The following is a 17,368-nucleotide window of genomic DNA, read 5'->3' on the forward strand; positions in this document are numbered from 1 at the left end:
GTCTAGACCAACTTGGATCAAGCGGCGCCGGAAGCCGCCCTCAGGCCGCGGGGACGAGCGGGGCGCTCGGGGAGGTGCGCAGCGGCGCGGCCAGATCGACCAGCGCCCGCTCCAGCCCGTACAGGTGGCCGAGAGCGGCCTCGGCGCCCGGGTGGTGCGACGGCAGGGCCTCTGCCGCGACGGCGGCGGAGGGCGCGGGGCGGGCCGGCGGGACGAGGGCGTGGACGGCCGCCTCGACCCGCCAGGACGCGGCGGCGAGCCGGGCGTCGTGGGAGGCGTCGGGGTCGGCGGCGACGGCGGCGAGACCGCGGATCTCGCGGGCGCAGTCGTCGAGCAGGTCGAGCACGCGGCGGGCACGGGCCTTGCGGGCCCGCAGCGGGCTCAGCGGGTGCACCAGCGGCGCCAGCGAGAGCCTGACGCGCCCGAGCAGGACCTCCAGCTCGGCGGCGAGCGGCGCGGGGTCCGCGTCCGGGTCGCCCGCGAGCCGTCGCGCCGCGACGGTGGTGCAGTCGTGCACACAGGTCACGGCCCGCTCGATCCAGGCGTTGGTGGCGGCGTGGGTCGTCACGGGCAGCAGGGCGACACCGACGGCCGCGCCGAGCGCCCCTACCGCCGTTTCCTCGAAGCGGAGCAGCAGCAGCCCGGGGTGCAGGACGCCGAGGAGTCCGTACAGCAGCCCGGCCATGACGGTCACGAAGAACATCATCCAGCTGTACGACAGCGGGGCGGTGTAGAAGATCCCGAAGACGCACAGCGCGACCAGGACGGCGGTCGGGGCGGGCGCGCCGGCGAGCGGGATCGCGATCAGGAGTCCGGCGGCGATGCCGGTGACCGTCCCGACGACCCGGCGGAAGCCGCGGACCAGGGTCTCGCCGCGCGAGGCGGTGTTGACGAAGATCCACCACGCGGTGCCGACGGCCCAGTACCAGCGCTCGTGGGAGATGAGCTGGCCGGCGGCGAGCGCGACGGCGCAGGCCGCGGTGGCCTGGAACGCCTGCCGGGTGGTGGGCCGGTCGAGGCCGCGGCCGGGCAGCGGGGCGGGGGCGGCGGGCGGCGGCACGCGCCGCTCGATGCACCAGGCGACGAAGCGGACCGTGGCCGAGACCACGAGGGCGAGCGCCACCGCCGCGTACAGCTCCGGAAGCTGGGCGGGCAGCGCGTGCAGGAACTGGGTGACGAAGAACATCATGAACGCGAAGATGCCGAGCGCGTGTCCGCGCGGGCCCCAGCGGCGCGCGTACACGCCCGCGAAGACGACGAGCAGCCAGGACGCGTCACGCAGCAGCGGTACGCCGTGCAGGGCGGTGGCGAGGGCGAGGACCGGGAAGCCGACGGCGGGCAGCAGGGCCGTGGTGGTCAGCTGCCGGCGGACGGTCGGGTCGCCGACGGTGAAGAGCGCGAGCAGCGCGGCGAGGCCGCCGGTGATCGAGGCGGTCAGGGAGAGTCCGGCGAGCTCGGCCGCCGCGACGGAGAGCGCGACGGCGAGCACGGCTCGCGAGGAGACCCGCAGCCGGACCCGGCCCGGGTCGGGTGCCACGAACACGAGTCGGACGAGCCGACGCCCGGCCGCCCGGAGCTGCTTCATGGCGGTGGTTCCGCGCCTGCTGCCGTACACACACCCTCTTCGCGTGATCTCGTGCCCGGGCCTGCTTGTGGCGGCGGCCCCTGGACATGGGAAAGGCGCCGCGGTCCGGTACCCGGCCTCGTCGCCGGTCCGGCGCACGCGCGGCGCCATCTCTTCGTACTCTCCTCAGAGGAAAACACCTGATCACCCACTGGCTCAACTCGACGGGTCAGGGCTGGGCCATTGGTACAGTCGTCGCGACGTGAAACCGGCCAGAAGGGGGCCAACGGACCATGGCGGTGGACGAGCTCGACACGCGCATCCTGCGGCTGCTGATCGAGCAGCCACGCACCTCCGTGCGGGAGTACGCACGGATCCTCGGGGTGGCCCGGGGCACGGTGCAGGCCCGGATCGACCGGCTGGAGCGGGACGGGGTGATCACCGCCACCGGTCCGGTCCTCTCCCCCGCCGCACTCGGCCACCCGGTGCTCGCCTTCGTCCACATCGAGGTCACGCAGGGGCATCTGGACGAGGTCGGCGACGCGCTGGCCGCCGTGCCCGAGATCGTCGAAGCCTTCTCGATCACCGGCGGCGGGGACCTGCTGACGCGCGTGGTGGCCCGGGACAACGGCCATCTGGAGGACGTGATCCAGCAGCTGATCCAGCTGCCGGGCGTGGTCCGCACGCGGACGGAGATGGCCCTGCGCGAGCGCGTTCCGCACCGGCTCCTGCCCCTGGTGGAGGCGGTGGGGAGGGCGTCGGGCCGGGGCGCCTGAACCGGCGTGACGGGGCGGTCGGCGAAACCCCTTCGCCCGGCGGAGCCTTCGCGTGTCAGGGTACGGACGACCCGACCCGCCCCGCCGAGGAGCCCGCATGTCCCTGCCGCCCCGACTGGTCCCGCTGCTCGACCAGTTCGACTTCGCACGGCTCAGGCTCCGGCAGCGCATGGCGGGGCCGTTCGTGGACAGCGGCAACGGCACGGACGTGGGGGTCGAGGCGCTCACCGACGAGGAGTACCTCTGGGAACCGGTGCCGGGCTGCTGGTCGGTGCGGCGCCGCGCCGACGGGCCGGGCCCGCGGGCGACCGTCCTGACCGGCGTGGGCGACTGGGGGCGCGACGCGACCGCGCCTCCGCACCCCACTCCCCCGCCGTTCACCACCATCGCCTGGCGGCTGAGTCATCTGAGCGAGCTCATGACGCTCCGCGCGGACCACACCGCCGGCGGCCACCGGCTGACCCGCGACGACTATCCGGTCCGAGGCGACGTCGCCTCGGCGGTCGACGCCTTCGACGCCGGCGCGGAAGCCTGGCGGAAGGCCCTGCTCTCGGTCGACGACGAGGGGCTGGACACGGTGGGCCTCAGCACGTACCCGCACGGCGGCGATCCCGAGGAGCCCTTCCTCGATGTCGTCTGGTGGGTCAACCAGGAACTGCTGCACCACGGAGCCGAGATCGCGCTCCTCCGGGACCTCTACCGGGAACGCGGCGCGTAGGCGCCGGGCAGGGGGAAGGCCGAGGTGCTCGATGGCAATGCGGTCCCGCCCGTGGGATCATTCGGATGAAGCGACAACAGCCATGACGAAGACAGTCAAGAGGGCGAAATGTCTGCCATCAAGGAATCCATCGACATTTCCCGCAGCCCCGAGGAGGTCTTCTCCTACGTGACCGACCCGACCCACTTGCCCGACTGGCAGGAGAGCGCCGTCTCGGTCCGCCCCCTGGGCACGGGACCCGTCACGGTCGGCTCCAAGGTCGCCGTGACACGCCGGGTGGGGCGGCGTTCGATGGTCAGCATCATGCAGGTCATCGAGTTGGATCCGCCCCGGAGCTGGCACGTCCACGGCATCGACGGGCCGGTGCGCGGCGATGTCCAGGGCAGGATCGAGCCGATCGACGACGGCGAGCATTCACGGGTGACGATCTCCCTCGACTTCGAGGGCCACGGCATCGGCAAGGCGCTGGTCCCGCTGGTCGTACGCCCGCACGTGCGCAAGGAGATGCCCAGGGACGAGCGGACCCTGAAGGGCATTCTGGAGGCGGGCGCCACCCGCTGACGGAGCGATCACGCGTCGCCCGACCGCACGAGGCCGGGGACGTCGGCGAAGGAGTCCCGTACGTGGTCGGGGTCGCCCTCCGCCGCCTCGTGCGTCTCGGGCAGGTACTTGCCGGTCCGCACCAGGACACCGGTGATGCCGCAGCGCTGGGCCGCGAGGACGTCGGACTCGATGTCGTCCCCCACCATGAGCGTCTCGCCCGCGTCGGCGCCGAGGCGGGCGAGAGCGGTGGCGAAGAAGGTGGGGGACGGTTTGCCGGTGATCTCGGCCTCGACTCCGGCGGCCCGTTCCAGCCCGAGCAGGAAGGCTCCCGTGTCGAGGTCGAGCCCGTCGGCGGTACGCCAGTAGAGGTTGCGGTGCATGGCGACGAGCCGCGCGCCGGCCCGCACATGGCGGAAGACGCGGTTGAGCGAGGCGTAGCCGAACGCGTCGCCCGCGCCGCCGAGGACGACCACGTCCGGGGGCGGGCCGTCCTCGTCGACGAGCGTCAGACCGCCGAGGTCGTCGGCGACGTCCCCGGTGTTGAGCAGCAGAACGCGCGCCCCCGGGTAGTGCTCCCGCAGGTGGCCCGCGGTGGCGGCGGGCGCGGTGAGGATGTCGTCGACACCGACGGGAAAGCCCTCCCCGGCCAGCCTCTCGGCCACGGAGGCGCGCGTCCTCGACGTGGTGTTGGTGACGAGCGCGAGGGGGACGTCGTCGGCGCGCAGCCGCTCCATGGCCGCGACGGCGCCCGGCAGCGCCTTCCAGGAGACGGTGAGCACGCCGTCGATGTCGATCAGTGCGGCTCGGATTCGTGGCACGGGGAGAGGCCTCCACACATGCAGTCCCCGGTAGTCCGTCTCCGCACTCGGGCTTCTCAGTCGTCGCTGATCACCCTGAGATCCGGGAGGATCTGCCGGGGGCCTGGCCAGAGCCAGCGAGTGGGTCACGCGGGTCGGCGAACGTCTTCGCCGACGGGTGCGGCTCGCTCTGGTTTTCTGGTGTATTAGGGATTTTCCTCCTTATTTCGCCCTCGTCAAGACCCCCATGCCTCGACCTCGTAGATCCGTGCGGCGGGGTCGGTGGTCTGGGTGGGCCTGCTGATGTCCAGGCGTACGTAGCGTGCCTCGGCGGCCACGGGGTGTGGTGGCGGCCGCCGTGTTGCCGGTGACGGTCGCCGCCGTGGTCCACGGGTCGGCGGTCGAGCGGCGGACCTTGAGGGTGAAGTCGCGGGTGTTCCAGGACGCGCTCTCGCCGCCGGACGCCGCGTGCCCGACCGTGAGCCGGTTGACCGTACGGAGCGAACCGAGGTCGATCTCCAGCCACTTGGCGGTCGTGGTGGTGCACCACTTGTCGCCGTTCCCGCCGGAGACCGTGCCGTTGACGGCCTTCGCCGGCGTCTCGGTGCCGTTGCACTGGCCGGAGGCGGTCGCGGGACGGTTCAGCGCGAGGTTGGACTCGGTCGCGCCGGACCAGCCGACGGTGGTGGTGGCGGCCGGCGAGCGGCCGTACTCGGTGGAGACCGCCTCGACGTCGAGCGTCGTGGCGGCCTCGGTACCGGACCGGTCGAGCCGGGGGACGAAGAGCGCGTCGTTGGGGGTGGCGCCGAGGAAGGTGCGGCTGCCGTCGTCGTTGCGCCGGTAGACCTCGTAGTGGTGTACGGAGCCGGCGGCCGAGGCCGTCCAGGACAGGCGCAGCGACTTGCGCGCGGGGCTCACGTCGGTGGTGCCGAGGACGGTGACGGCGGTCGGCGCCGCCGCCGCGTCCACGGCGCCGTCGTAGACCGCGATCTGCCCGACCCGCACGTCGTACGAGGCGGCGGATCCGGTGGTCTGCAGACCGATCTGGGCGACGGTCCGGCCGGCGTGGGCGGTCAGGTCGAGGGTCTTGCGCTCCCAGCCGGTGGTGCTGTTGGAGCCGAGGTCCAGGGTGGTGAAGGTGGTCGGCGCGTCGGTGAAGGAGACCGCGGCCCTGAGGCGGGTGGGGCCCGCGGCCGGGGTCTTCACGACCACGGACAGCTTGGTGTCGGCGGCGACCGGCAGCCTGGTCTGGTACAGCCGGACGGTGTTCACCGCGTCGAGGGTGCCCGTCAGGCGCAGCGAGGAGCCTCCCTCGTAGGCGTCGGAGAAGTCGATCGACGGGGTGAGTTCGGAGCCGGTGGAGGTGACCAGCCAGCGGTACGTCGGGGGCACGTCCTGGAGGGACAGGTTGTTCCAGCCGCCCGACGCCACCCGTACCCCGCCGGAGTGGTAGGAGTCCCCCTGGCCGGCGCCGAACGAGGTCACGAAGGGTTTGGCGGTGACGGGGGAGGACTCGGGGACGTAGTGCGCGAGCCCCTTCCAGGCCGAGGTGGTCGTGGTGTCGGACGGGTCGCCGTTGGCGCCGACCCAGTAACGCGCCTCTCTGGCGTGGGAGTCCGCCCGGTTCGCCGAGGAGGTGAAGGTCCACTCGGGCCGGTAGATGCCGAGGGAGGTGACGTGCGGCTGCCCGGCGGGGAAGACCGAGGCCCAGGGGACGGCGGTGTCATAGCCGTTGGCCTCGGTGTCGATGCCCGAGTACAGCTCGTACTCGCTGCGCCCGAGGCCGCGGGCGAGCGTGCGGGAGGAGCTCAGCCCCGAGGCGCTCCACCCGAAGTCGAGGAACATCGCGTCGGAGGTGCGCAGCGAACCCTCCTGCAGGAAGGAGTCGTTGGCGGAGGTGAGGGAGTCCTGCCAGCTCACGGCGCCGGACTCGGTCATCGCGTCGTACCACATGAACTCGACCGGGCCGAGGGAGCGGGTGTACCGCATCTCGTCGCGCAGCGCGGTCGCGAGGGCCGCGTCCCCGCCCGCGGTCTCCTGGTTGATGAACCAGCCGTCGAACCCGTAGTACTGCGCGACCTGGGCGAGCTTGTCCGCGACGGGGTAGGTGGAACCGGTCTTCTTCGCGAAGTCGCGCACCCACTGGATCTGGCCGCCGTAGGCGGTGGGCGGGAAGAAGACGGTGCCGTAGACCTTCACGCCGTTGCGGTGGGCGGCGTCGATGACGGTCGCGTTGGGGGCGAGGATCAGGCCCTCGCTCGCCGAGCCGCCCCAGAACACCAGCGTGTCGATGTACTGCCAGTGGCCGAAGGCGTAGTGGTGCGGGTCGGTGGAGCCCTGGGAGGGGTTGTTCGAGGTGGGGCCGAAGGAGACCAGGGACGCGATCTTCCCCTCGCCGGCCCGGGCGTTGGCGTTGGCCTTGAGCGCGGGGTCGGAGACGCGCGGGCGCAGGGGGACGCGGGAGCGGTTGAACCGCGCGTCGGGATCCGTGGCCGGGTCCCAGTTCAGGAGGGTGTCGGGGTGCCAGTACGAGGCGTAGGGCTGGTCTCCCGCCGCCCGCGCCGACGCGGGGGTTCCGGTCGGCGGGCTCGACGCGCTCGCGGCGGACGTGAGGGGTGCGAGGCCGAGAAGGGCGGCGAGGAGCGCCGCGATCGGCACGAGGGGCAGATGTCGTCTCATCCGATACTCCGGTCCAGCGAAGGGTGGGGGTGCTGGGCGTACGGGAGGTACTGGTGGTGCGGATGACGCGTGACGAGAGGGGTGCCTGGCGGGTGGGGCTCGGACCACGGCGCGGGGTGCCTCGGCACCGCGCCGACGGGCGCGTGGTGCCCGGCGTACCGCGCCGACGGGCGTAGCGGGGACGCCGCGCGGAGCCGGGGGCGTGGAAGTGACGTCCACGCGCGGCGCCGTCGGCCCGTCACGCCCCGGGAGGCTAAACGGCTTTAGTTCGCCGGGTCAAGAGCCGGGGGCGCCGTGCTCTCACGGACCGTCAGGCGCGGGGTCGGGTTCTTGACGTCCCGCGCCGCCGCCGGGTCGTCGACGAGCGTGAGCAGTTCCCGCGCGACCTGCTCGCCGAGGGCGAAGGTGTCCCGGGAGAGCGCGGTGAGCGCGGGGTGGACGATGCGGGCGAGCGCGGAGTCGTCGAAGGAGACGATCGACAGTTCGCCGGGGACCCGTACGCCCATCTCGGCGGCCACGCCCAGCCCGGCCACGGCCATCACGTCGCTGTCGTAGATGATCGCCGTCGGCCGCCGGGGCCGGGCCAGCAGGGCCCGGGTGGCGGCGGCGCCCTCCGCGTCGCTGAAGTCGGTGGGCAGCGACACCGCCTCGGCCAGACCGAGGCGCCGGGCGCTGTCCCGTACGGCCCGGATGCGGCGCTGGGTGTGCTGGAAGGCCGGCAGGCCGGCCAGGTGGGCGATCCTGCGGTGCCCCAGGGCCGCGAGGTAGTCCACGATCGACACCATCGCCTCGCGGTCGTCCGCCCAGACGCCGGGCAGGCTGCCGTGCCTGCCGGGCCCGCCGATGACGACCGTGGGGGCGCCGAGCTCCTCCAGGACGGGGATCCGGGGGTCACGCACCTGGAGGTCGACCAGGACGAATCCGTCGACGCGATGCTCGGAGGTCCAGCGCCGGTACACCTCGATCTCGGCCGCCGTGTCCTCGACGACCAGCAGGTTCAGTGCCGTACCGCGTACCGAGAGACCGGCCTGCAGTCCGCTCAGCAGGTGGCCGAAGAACGGCTCGAGACCGATGGTGCGGGCCGGCCGTGCGAGCACGAGGCCGACGGCGCCGGCCCGTGCCCCGCCGAGGGCCCGCGCGGCGCTGTGGGGCCGCCAGTTCATCTCCTCGGCCACCCGCAGGATGCGCTCCCGGGTCACCTCGCTCACCCCCGGCCTGCCGTTGAGCGCGAAGGACACCGCGCCCTTGGAGACCCCGGCCCTGCGGGCGATGTCGGCGATCGTCGGTCTGGCCACGCAGCGCCCCTTCGTTCCTCGCGCACTGTCTTGACAGCGGAGTGTAGCCGGAGCATAGTCCCCCATCGCTAGACCGGTTTAGTAACTCTGCATCCTCCGCCAGAACAGACCGGGAGACCTCTCACATGCGAACAAGCCACTGGGTGCGGGCGGCCGTCGCCGCGGTCGCCGCGGCCACGCTCGCCGGCTGCGGCCTCGGCGACCCGAACGGCTCCGACGACACGGGCGCGGCGGCCGGCGGCGAGGTGAAGGGCAAGGTCTCGCTGCAGACCTGGGCCCTGAAACCGAAGTTCACCGCGTACATGGAGGGCGTGATCGACGCCTTCGAGAAGAAGAACCCGGGCGTCGAGGTCGAATGGCTCGATCAGCCCGGCGAAGGCTACGCGGAGAAGGTGCTGAGCCAGGCGGCCGGCGGCACCCTTCCCGACGTGGTCAATCTGCCGCCTGACTTCGCTCTGCCGCTGGTGCGGCAGTCCATGCTGCTGGACGTGGCGAAAGCGGACCCGAAGCTGGACGCCGACTACGTCGAGGGCGGCACCGACGCCTACCGTTTCGCCGGACACGACGGCACGTACGGATACCCCTGGTACCTCAACACCGACGTCAACTACTGGAACGCGGCCCTGCTCACCCGCTACGGCCTGGACCCGAAGAAGCCGCCGGCGTCGCTCGACGAGCTGATCGCCGCGGCCAGGACCGTCAAGCGGAAGTCCGACGGCTCGGTCTATCTGATGAGCCGCAAGCCCGGTCTGATGGACTTCGCCAACGCCGGGGTGAAGCTCATGTCCGACGACGGCACCCGCTTCACCTTCAACACCCCGGAGGCCGCCGCGGTCCTCGACACCTACCGCGCCGCCTTCAAGGAGGGGCTGCTGCCCAAGGACGTGCTGACCGAGACGTACGCGGGCAACACCAAGCTGTTCAGCTCCGGTACGGCCGCCTGGACGACCGCGGGCGGGAACTACATCACCTCGCTGGCGACCGACAACCCCAGCCTGGCCCCCACGGTGGTCTCCTCCCCCGCCATGGGCACCCCTCCGCTGTACGTCCAGGGCCTCTCGGTCGCGAAGGGCACCAAGAACCGGGCCACCGCCCTGGCGCTCGCCCGCTGGGTGACCAACGCCGAGAACCAGGCCGCCTTCGCCCACCTCACGAGCATCTTCCCGTCGACCAGGGCATCGGCCTCCGACCCCTTCTTCAGCAAGAGCGACGGCACCAACGCCGGGGACGCCAAGGTCACCGCCTTCGCCTCGCTCGCCCAGGCCACGATGCTGGAGCCCGTCCAGGCGAACGACGCGGTCAAGACCGTCGTCAACCAGCAGATCGCCCTCGCGCTGAGCGGCCAGGCCGGCTCCAAGGAGGCCCTGGACACCGCGGTCGCCCGCGCCGACCAGCTGCTCAAGGACTGATCCGGCGAGCGGCGCCGCCTTCCCCCGGCGCCGCTCCCCTTCCCGGAAGGCACCCCATGACACACCGGCGCTGGTTCACCCCGTGGCTGCTCGCCGGGCCTGCCGTGGTCTGGCTCGTCGTGTTCAACCTGTGGCCCGCCCTCAACACGGTGATCCTGTCGTTCACCAACGCCAAGCCCCTGGGCGGCGGCCGCTTCACCGGCCTCGCCAACTACGAACGCGCCCTGAACGACGAGCAGCTGACCGACGCGCTGATCAACAGCATCGTGTACCTGCTCGTCTGTCTGCCCCTGCTCACCCTGCTGCCGCTGCTGCTCGCCCTCCTCGTGGAGAAGAAGCTCCCCGGGATCACCTTCTTCCGCACCGCCTTCTACACCCCGGTCGTCGCCTCCGCCGTCGTGGTGGGGCTGATCTGGGGATGGGTCCTGGACGACCGCGGCCTCGTCAACGGGCTGCTCGGCCGGCTCGGCCTCGCCGACCGGCCCGTCGACTTCCTCACCGACCGCTGGCTCCTGCTCTTCAGCGCCATCGGACTCACGGTCTGGAAGGGGCTCGGCTACTACATGGTCATCTACCTGTCCGCGCTGGGAAACGTCGGCCGCGAGCTGCACGAGGCCGCCGCCGTCGACGGAGCCTCCGCCGTGCGCCGCTTCTGGCACGTCACCCTGCCCGGGGTCCGGACGACGATGATGCTGGTCTCGGTCCTCATCTCGGTCTCCGCCCTGCGGGTCTTCTCGGAGCTGTACGTCCTGTCCGACGGAACCGGCGGCCCCGGCGGCCGGGACATGTCGGTGGTGATGCTCATACAGATGTACAGCCGGGGCTTCACCGGGCACATCGGCTACGCCTCCGCCCTCAGCCTGCTGCTCTTCGTCATCACCGTCGGCCCGATGCTGCTCCTGGCCCGGCTCAACCGGAAGGCGGCCTGACCATGCCCGCACGCGGATTCGGCACGCCCGCCCCGGCCACGCGGGCGGCCCGCTATCTGCTCCTGACCCTGGTCCTGCTGCTCACCATCGGCCCGTTCCTGTGGCAGCTCTCCACCTCGCTCAAGGGGCCCGGGGAGGACGTGTACTCCCGCACCCCGGACTTCCTGCCGCAGGACTGGACCCTCTCCAACTACGCCCAGGTCGCCGACGCCGTCCCGGTGTGGACCTACGCCGTCAACTCACTGACCGTGGCGGCGATCGCGGTGGCGGGCAACGTCGTGGGGGCCACCCTCGCCGGGTACGCGCTGTCCCGGCTGCGGTTCCGCGGGGCGCGCCTGGTGCTCGGTCTCTTCCTCGCCACGCTGGTGCTGCCCGGCGAGGTCACGATCGTCTCGCAGTACGTCACGGTCCGGAGCATGGGACTGACGGACACCCTGCTCGGGGTGGCGCTGCCCGGGGCGATCGCCATGCTGAACGTGCTGCTGATGTACACCGCCTTCCAGGCCGTGCCGCCCGAGCTCGACGCGGCGGCGCTCGTGGACGGCGCGAGCGTGTGGCAGCGCCTCGTCCACGTGGGCCTGCCCAACGTCCGGGGGATGCTGAGCGTGGTCGTGATCTTCACCTTCATCGGCGCCTGGGACGACTTCCTCTGGCCTCTGATCGTCCTCAACGATCCCGAGCACTACACCCTGACCGTCGGACTGCAGTACCTCGACGGCACGTTCACCGCCAACCCCCGGCTGATCGCGGCCGGCACCATGATCGCCTTCCTGCCGATCGTGGCCGTGTTCGCCGCGCTCCAGCGGTTCTTCTTCAAGGGCGTCGAGGAAGGCGCCATCAAGGGATGACCTCCGCACCGGATCCGGGAAGGACTCGACGCCCCGCATGACCACTCCCCAGGACCTCCCCGCCGAGCACGGGCACGCCCCTCGGTTCGGCGTCAACTACACCCCCAGCAGGGGCTGGTTCCACCACTGGCTCGACTTCGACCTCGACGCCGTCCGCGCCGACCTCGACTCGATCGCCGCACTCGGCCTCGACCACCTGCGGGTCTTCCCGCTGTGGCCCGTCTTCCAGCCGAACCGCACCTTCATCCGCCCCCGCGCCGTGGAGCAGCTGGTGGAGCTCGTCGACGCGGCGGCCGAGCGCGGGCTCGACGTGGCCGTCGACGGGCTGCAGGGCCATCTGTCGAGCTTCGACTTCCGGCCGTCGTGGACCCTGACCTGGCACCGGCGCAACATGTTCACCGACCCCGAGGTCCTCGACGGACAGGCCGCCTATCTGCGCACCCTCGCCTCCGCCCTGGCCGACCGGCCCGGCTTCCTGGGCATGACCCTGGGCAACGAGATCAACCAGTTCTCCGGCGACCCGCACCCCGACCCGGACCGGATCACGCCGGCCGAGGCGGAGAGCTGGCTGCGCCGCATGCTGGCGGCCTGCGAGCAGGGGGCACCCGGCCGGCCGCACCTGCATGCGGAGTACGACGCCGCCTGGTACCTCGACGACCATCCCTTCACGCCCGCCCACGCGGCCAGGATCGGCGCGGTCACGGCCGTGCACTCCTGGGTCTTCAACGGCACCGCGCAGCGGTACGGCCCCACCTCCGTCGCGACCGGACAACACGCCGCCTACCTGGTCGAGTTGTCGAAGGCATGGGCCGAGGAACCCGGTCGGCCGGTGTGGCTGCAGGAGGTCGGCGCGCCCGCCCCGCACATCGCCGCCGACCGGGCCGCCGCCTTCACCCGTACGACGGTGGACGCCGTGCTCGACTGCCAGGACCTGTGGGGCGTCACCTGGTGGTGCTCCCACGACGTCGACCGGTCGCTCGCCGACTTCCCCGAACTGGAGTACAGCCTCGGTCTGCTGACCACCGAACGGACGGTGAAGCCGGCCGGCCGCGAGCTCGCCGAGGCGGTGGCGCGGGCCCGGGCGCGGACGCGTCGCCCCCGGCCGCGCTCCACGGCCCTGGTCCTCGACCTGCCCGACGACGCACCGAAGCGCTCGACGTGCGCCCCCGGAGGCGCCTTCTTCGAGGCGTTCATGCGACTGGCGGCGGACGGCGCGCGGCCGAGCGTCGTACTGGCGTCGAAGACGGCGGACCGCGATCATCTCAGCGCACGCGGGATCACCGAGACGGTCACCGTCGACGACGTCGGCCGGGCCTGACCACCACCCTCTCTACGTGATGGAGCGACTGCCATGCATGACGACCGCACCCTGATCGAGTCCCGTCTCCGGCGCGTCCTCGACGAGCGCATCCGGCCGGCGATCCACCCGGAGTCGGTGCCCCTGGAGGTGGGGATCTGGACCGCGCCCGACGAACCGGTGCCGGTGGCGGAGGGGATCGCGGCCCCGCGCACCCCGATCGCCGTCGGCGACGCCTGGGGAGCGCCCTGGGGCACGAGCTGGCTCACGGTCTCCGGCACGGTACCGGCGGGCTGGGCGGGCCGGACGGTCGAGGCGCTGATCGACCTCGGCTTCGACGCGAACATGCCCGGCTTCCAGTGCGAGGGGCTGGTCCACCGGGCGGACGGTTCGCCGGTGAAGGGGCTCAACCCGCGCAACCAGTGGGTCAGGATCGCCGCCCCGGCGGCGGGTGGCGAGGAGGTGCTGCTGCATGTGGAGGCGGCGTCCAACCCGGTGATCCTGGACTACCACCCCTTCCTGCCGACCGAGCTCGGCGACAAGGAGACGGCCGGCGACCGGCCGCAGTACCGGCTGGAGCGGATGGACCTGGCCGTCTTCGACGAGACGGTGTGGCAGCTGGTGATCGATCTGGAGGTGCTCGGCGAACTCATGGCGGAGCTGCCCGTGGAGGGCGCCCGCCGCTGGGACATCCTGCGGGCGGTCGAACGGGCGCTGGACGCCATCGACCTCCAGGACGTCAACGGGACCGCGGCGGCCGCCCGTGAGGAGCTGGTCGCGGTGCTGTCCTCGCCCGCCGAGCCGTCGGCGCACCGGATCAGCGCGGTCGGGCACGCCCACATCGACTCGGCCTGGCTGTGGCCGCTGCGCGAGACGGTCCGCAAGGTGGCGCGGACCACCGCCAACATGACCGCGCTTCTCGAGGACGAGCCGGACTTCGTCTACACCATGTCGCAGGCGCAGCAGTACGCCTGGATCAAGGAGCACCGGCCCGAGGTGTACGCGCGGGTCAAGAAGGCGGTCGCGGAGGGCCGGTTCGTGCCGGCCGGGGGCATGTGGGTGGAGTCGGACACGAACATGCCGGGCTCGGAGGCGATGGCCCGTCAGTTCGTGCACGGGAAGCGGTTCTTCCTGGACGAGTTCGGCGTCGAGAACGAGGAGGCGTGGCTGCCGGACACCTTCGGTTTCGCGGGCGGGCTGCCGCAGATCATCAAGGCGGCGGGATCGAAGTGGCTGCTGACGCAGAAGATCTCGTGGAGCCAGGTCAACACCTTCCCGCACCACACCTTCTCGTGGGAGGGCATCGACGGGACGCGGATCTTCACGCACTTCCCGCCGGTCGACACCTACAACTGCTCGATGAAGGGCAAGGAGATCGCCCACGCGGTCCGCAACTTCAAGGACAAGGGGCGGGCGCGGCACTCGATCGCGCCGACCGGCTGGGGCGACGGGGGCGGCGGCACCACCCGCGAGATGATCGCGAAGGCGGCGCGGCTGCGGGATCTGGAGGGTTCGGCGCGGGTGCGCTGGGAGCGGCCGGCGGAGTTCTTCGCGAAGGCCGAGGCCGAGTACCCGCATCCGCCGGTCTGGGTGGGCGAGTTGTATCTGGAGCTGCACCGGGCGACGCTGACGAGCCAGGCGCGGACCAAGCAGGGCAACCGGGCGAGCGAGAACCTGCTGCGCGAGGCGGAGCTGTGGGCGGCGACCGCCTCGGTGCGGTCAGGAGCGCCCTATCCGTACGAGGAGTTGGACCGGATCTGGAAGACGGTGCTGCTGCACCAGTTCCACGACATCCTGCCCGGCTCGTCGATCGCGTGGGTGCACCGTGAGGCGGAGCGGACGTACGCGGCGGTCGCCGAGGAGCTGGAGGGGATCATCGGGCGGGCGCAACGGGTGCTGGCCGGTGACCCCGCGGCGGCGGGCGAGGTGAGCTTCAACGCGGCTCCGCACGCGCGGGCGGGGGTGCCGGCGGGCGGGGGCCGCAGGGCGGCCTCGGCGGACGGCTCCTCCGGCGGGTGCACGGTGGAGGCGCGTCCCGGCGGTGGGTTCGTGCTCGCCAACGGGCTGCTGCGGGTGGTGGTGGACGGGCGCGGACTGGTCGTGTCGGTGCTCGATCTCGCCGAGGGACGGGAGGCGGTCGCCCCGGGAGCGGCGGCGAATCTGCTCCAGATCCACCCCGACTTCCCGAACATGTGGGACGCGTGGGACGTCGACCCGTTCTACCGCAACACCGTGACCGATCTGGCCGACGCGGACGAGGTGGCCGTGGCGACGGAGACGGGGCGGGCCGTCTCGGTGCGGGTGACGCGTTCGTTCGGCTCCTCCCGCGCCGTACAGACGCTGACCCTGTCCGCCGGGGCGAAGCGACTCGATCTGGAGACCGAGGTCGACTGGCACGAGACGGAGAAGTTCCTCAAGGCGGCCTTCCCGCTGGATCTGCACAGCGACCGGTACGCCTCCGAGACCCAGTTCGGCCACCTGTACCGCCCGACGCACACCAACACCAGTTGGGAGGCGGCCAAGTTCGAGGCGTGCAACCACCGGTTCGTCCACGTCGAGGAGCCCGGCTGGGGTGTCGCGCTGGTGACGGCGTCGACGTACGGGCACGACGTCACGCGTACCGTACGGCCCGACGACTGCGGCACCACGACGACGGTGCGGGTGTCCCTGCTGCGCGCTCCGCGCTTCCCCGACCCGCACACCGACCAGGGTCCGCACCGGTTCCGCCACGCACTGGTGCCCGGCGCCTCGGTCGGGGACGCGGTCCGCGAGGGCTACCGGGTCAATCTGCCGGAGCGGCGGGTGCCCGGGGACACGGACGTGGTCCCGCTGGTCGCCGTGGACGACGACGCCGTCGTGGTCAGCGCCGTGAAGCTGGCCGACGACCGGAGCGGCGACGTCGTCGTCCGGCTCTACGAGTCGCGGGGCGGGCGGGCCCGCGCCCGGCTCACCACCGGTTTCGACCTCGGCGGGGTCGAGGTCTGCGACCTGCTGGAGCGCCCGCTGGACGACGTCCCGGCCGGTGCGGTCACCGTGACGGACGGCGGGCTCGAACTGGCCCTGCGCCCCTTCCAGCTGCTCACGCTGCGTTTCGCGGGGACCGGGGCCGCGCGGTGAGCGCGGCGGCCGGCCAGCGGGGGTGGAGGGCGTCGATGCGGTAGTCGTGGACGTGGCGCCGGCCCGTACCGGTCAGGTGCGGATGGTCCGGCGCCAGCTCCGCGTGGACGTGTTCGAGCTCGGCCGGATCGGCGCGCGGCCAGAGCCGCGCGGCGGCGACGGCCGCGAGGAGGGCGACGGCGCTCAGCGATCCCGCCGCGAGGGGCAGGCCGCCGTGCGCGGCGGTCCATCCCGCGAGGGGGTAGGTGAGCAGCCAGCAGCCGTGGGAGAGGGAGAACCGGGCGGCGAACACGGCGGGCAGGTCCGAGCCGCCCGCCGAGCGTCGCAGCAGCCGCCCGCCCGGGGTCAGGACCGCCGAGCAGGCGGCCCCGAGCAGCGACCAGGCGGCGAGCAGGGCCGGCCATGACCAGGGGCCGGGGCTCGCCGCCGTGCCCGCCGGGAGGAGGGCCAGGACTCCGGCCGTCACGAGGGCGGCGGGAAGGAGCACCGCCCGGTCACCGACCCGGTCCAGCAGCCGTGGCAGCAGCAGCGCCACGGCCATGGAGCCCGCTCCGTACGCGCCGAGGGCGAGGGCGACGTCGGCGGCCGAACGCCCCAGCACCTCCCGTACGACCACGACGGTGTTGACGAGGACCATCGCGCCGCCGGCCGCGACGACCAGATCGAGCGCGAGGAGGGCCCGCAGGCGCGGGGTGGCGAGGAAGAGCCGGGTGCCGTGGGCCGCCTTGGCGTACGCACCGCCGGTCCGCTCGACCGGTTCGGGTCTCGGGAGCAGGACCGAGCCGACCAGGGCGGCGGAGGCGAGGAAGCCGGCGGCGGTGCCGGTGAAGAGGAGTCCGGAGGGGACGAGGGTCAGCAGCGCGGCGGCGAGAGCGGGGCTGAGGAGGTTCTCCAGGTCGTAGGCGAGCCGGGAGAGCGACAGGGCGCGGGTGTAGTCGCGCTCCTCGGGCAGGACGTCCGGGACGGTGGCCTGGAAGGTCGGGGTGAAGGCGGCCGAGGCGGCCTGGAGGAGCAGGATCAGGACGTAGACCTGCCAGACCTCGGTGACGAAGGGCAGCGCCAGGGCGGCCGCGGCGCGGGTGAGGTCCATGGCGACCAGCAGCGCGCGCCGGGACACGCGATCGGCGAAGGCGCCGATGACGGGGGCGATGCCCACGGAGGCGATCATCTTGATCGCGAGGGCGGTGCCGAGGACGGCCGAGGCGTCGGCGCCCGCGAGGTCGTACGCGAGCAGGCTCAGCGCGACCGTCGCGAGCCCGGTGCCGGCGAGGGCGACGACCTGGGCGGTGAACAGACGGCGGTAGGTGCGGTTGCGCAGCACGGACAGCATGGGGCACGCCCTCGTTCGGCTACCGGATGCTCACCACCGTAGCCGACATGTGCATGGTTGCGCACA

13 protein-coding genes are annotated in these 17,368 nt (G+C 72.5%); 8 read left to right on the plus strand and 5 right to left on the minus strand.

The annotated features are described in order from the left end of the window. Nucleotides 1-40 precede the first annotated feature (40 nt). Nucleotides 41-1,585, minus strand: a complete 1,545-nt coding sequence (locus tag AB0D99_RS04520; protein WP_362356830.1) for an FUSC family protein — start codon at nt 1,583-1,585, stop codon at nt 41-43. 272 nt (nt 1,586-1,857) lie between these two features. On the opposite strand from AB0D99_RS04520, the gene AB0D99_RS04525 reads away from it, so the two are divergent. The 3 genes from AB0D99_RS04525 to AB0D99_RS04535 all read left to right on the plus strand — a co-directional run bounded on the left by AB0D99_RS04525 (nt 1,858) and on the right by AB0D99_RS04535 (nt 3,619). Then, on the plus strand, nt 1,858-2,340 hold the full coding sequence (locus AB0D99_RS04525) for an Lrp/AsnC family transcriptional regulator (RefSeq protein ID WP_362356832.1): 483 nt from the start codon (nt 1,858-1,860) through the stop codon (nt 2,338-2,340). Nucleotides 2,341-2,437: 97 nt separating this feature from the next. After that, complete coding sequence (locus AB0D99_RS04530; protein ID WP_362356837.1) at nt 2,438-3,058, plus strand: DinB family protein; 621 nt, start codon at nt 2,438-2,440, stop codon at nt 3,056-3,058. 108 nt (nt 3,059-3,166) lie between these two features. Next, nucleotides 3,167-3,619, plus strand: coding sequence for an SRPBCC family protein (locus AB0D99_RS04535; protein WP_362356840.1), 453 nt, complete (start codon nt 3,167-3,169; stop codon nt 3,617-3,619). A gap of 8 nt (nt 3,620-3,627) precedes the next feature. Here AB0D99_RS04535 and AB0D99_RS04540 read toward each other — a convergent pair whose 3' ends face one another. The 3 genes from AB0D99_RS04540 to AB0D99_RS04550 all read right to left on the minus strand — a co-directional run bounded on the left by AB0D99_RS04540 (nt 3,628) and on the right by AB0D99_RS04550 (nt 8,372). Next, nucleotides 3,628-4,419 carry an HAD-IIA family hydrolase gene (locus AB0D99_RS04540; protein ID WP_362356842.1) on the minus strand — a complete coding sequence of 264 codons (792 nt, stop codon included), beginning with the start codon at nt 4,417-4,419 and terminating at the stop codon, nt 3,628-3,630. Between the two features lie 201 nt (nt 4,420-4,620). Further along, nucleotides 4,621-7,077, minus strand: coding sequence for a discoidin domain-containing protein (locus AB0D99_RS04545; RefSeq protein ID WP_362356844.1), 2,457 nt, complete (start codon nt 7,075-7,077; stop codon nt 4,621-4,623). A 263-nt stretch (nt 7,078-7,340) separates the two neighbouring features. Next, nucleotides 7,341-8,372, minus strand: a complete 1,032-nt coding sequence (locus tag AB0D99_RS04550; RefSeq protein ID WP_362356846.1) for a LacI family DNA-binding transcriptional regulator — start codon at nt 8,370-8,372, stop codon at nt 7,341-7,343. A 125-nt stretch (nt 8,373-8,497) separates the two neighbouring features. Between AB0D99_RS04550 and AB0D99_RS04555 the strand changes: the two genes are divergently transcribed. Genes AB0D99_RS04555 through AB0D99_RS04575 form a run of 5 tightly spaced genes read left to right on the plus strand, consistent with a single transcriptional unit; the run spans nt 8,498 to nt 15,972 of the window. Further along, a complete protein-coding gene (locus tag AB0D99_RS04555) occupies nt 8,498-9,781 on the plus strand; it encodes a sugar ABC transporter substrate-binding protein (RefSeq protein WP_362356848.1) in 1,284 nt (427 codons plus the stop codon). 56 nt (nt 9,782-9,837) lie between these two features. Beyond that, nucleotides 9,838-10,710: a sugar ABC transporter permease gene (locus tag AB0D99_RS04560; RefSeq protein WP_362356850.1), complete on the plus strand. Its 873-nt coding sequence runs from the start codon at nt 9,838-9,840 to the stop codon at nt 10,708-10,710. 2 nt (nt 10,711-10,712) lie between these two features. Beyond that, entirely contained in the window at nt 10,713-11,558 is an 846-nt protein-coding gene (locus AB0D99_RS04565) for a carbohydrate ABC transporter permease (RefSeq protein WP_362356852.1), read from the plus strand. 37 nt (nt 11,559-11,595) lie between these two features. Next, nucleotides 11,596-12,876: a glycosyl hydrolase gene (locus AB0D99_RS04570; protein ID WP_362356854.1), complete on the plus strand. Its 1,281-nt coding sequence runs from the start codon at nt 11,596-11,598 to the stop codon at nt 12,874-12,876. Nucleotides 12,877-12,909: 33 nt separating this feature from the next. After that, nucleotides 12,910-15,972 (plus strand): glycoside hydrolase family 38 C-terminal domain-containing protein, encoded by a 3,063-nt coding sequence (locus AB0D99_RS04575; protein WP_362356856.1) that lies wholly within the window; start codon nt 12,910-12,912, stop codon nt 15,970-15,972. On the opposite strand, the gene AB0D99_RS04580 is transcribed toward AB0D99_RS04575, so the two are convergent. After that, on the minus strand, nt 15,935-17,302 hold the full coding sequence (locus AB0D99_RS04580) for an MFS transporter (RefSeq protein WP_362356858.1): 1,368 nt from the start codon (nt 17,300-17,302) through the stop codon (nt 15,935-15,937). The genes AB0D99_RS04575 and AB0D99_RS04580 overlap by 38 nt on opposite strands. Nucleotides 17,303-17,368 lie beyond the last annotated feature (66 nt).

The sequence above is a fragment of the Streptomyces sp. NPDC047971 genome, from assembly GCF_040653355.1.
Classification (GTDB): domain Bacteria; phylum Actinomycetota; class Actinomycetes; order Streptomycetales; family Streptomycetaceae; genus Streptomyces.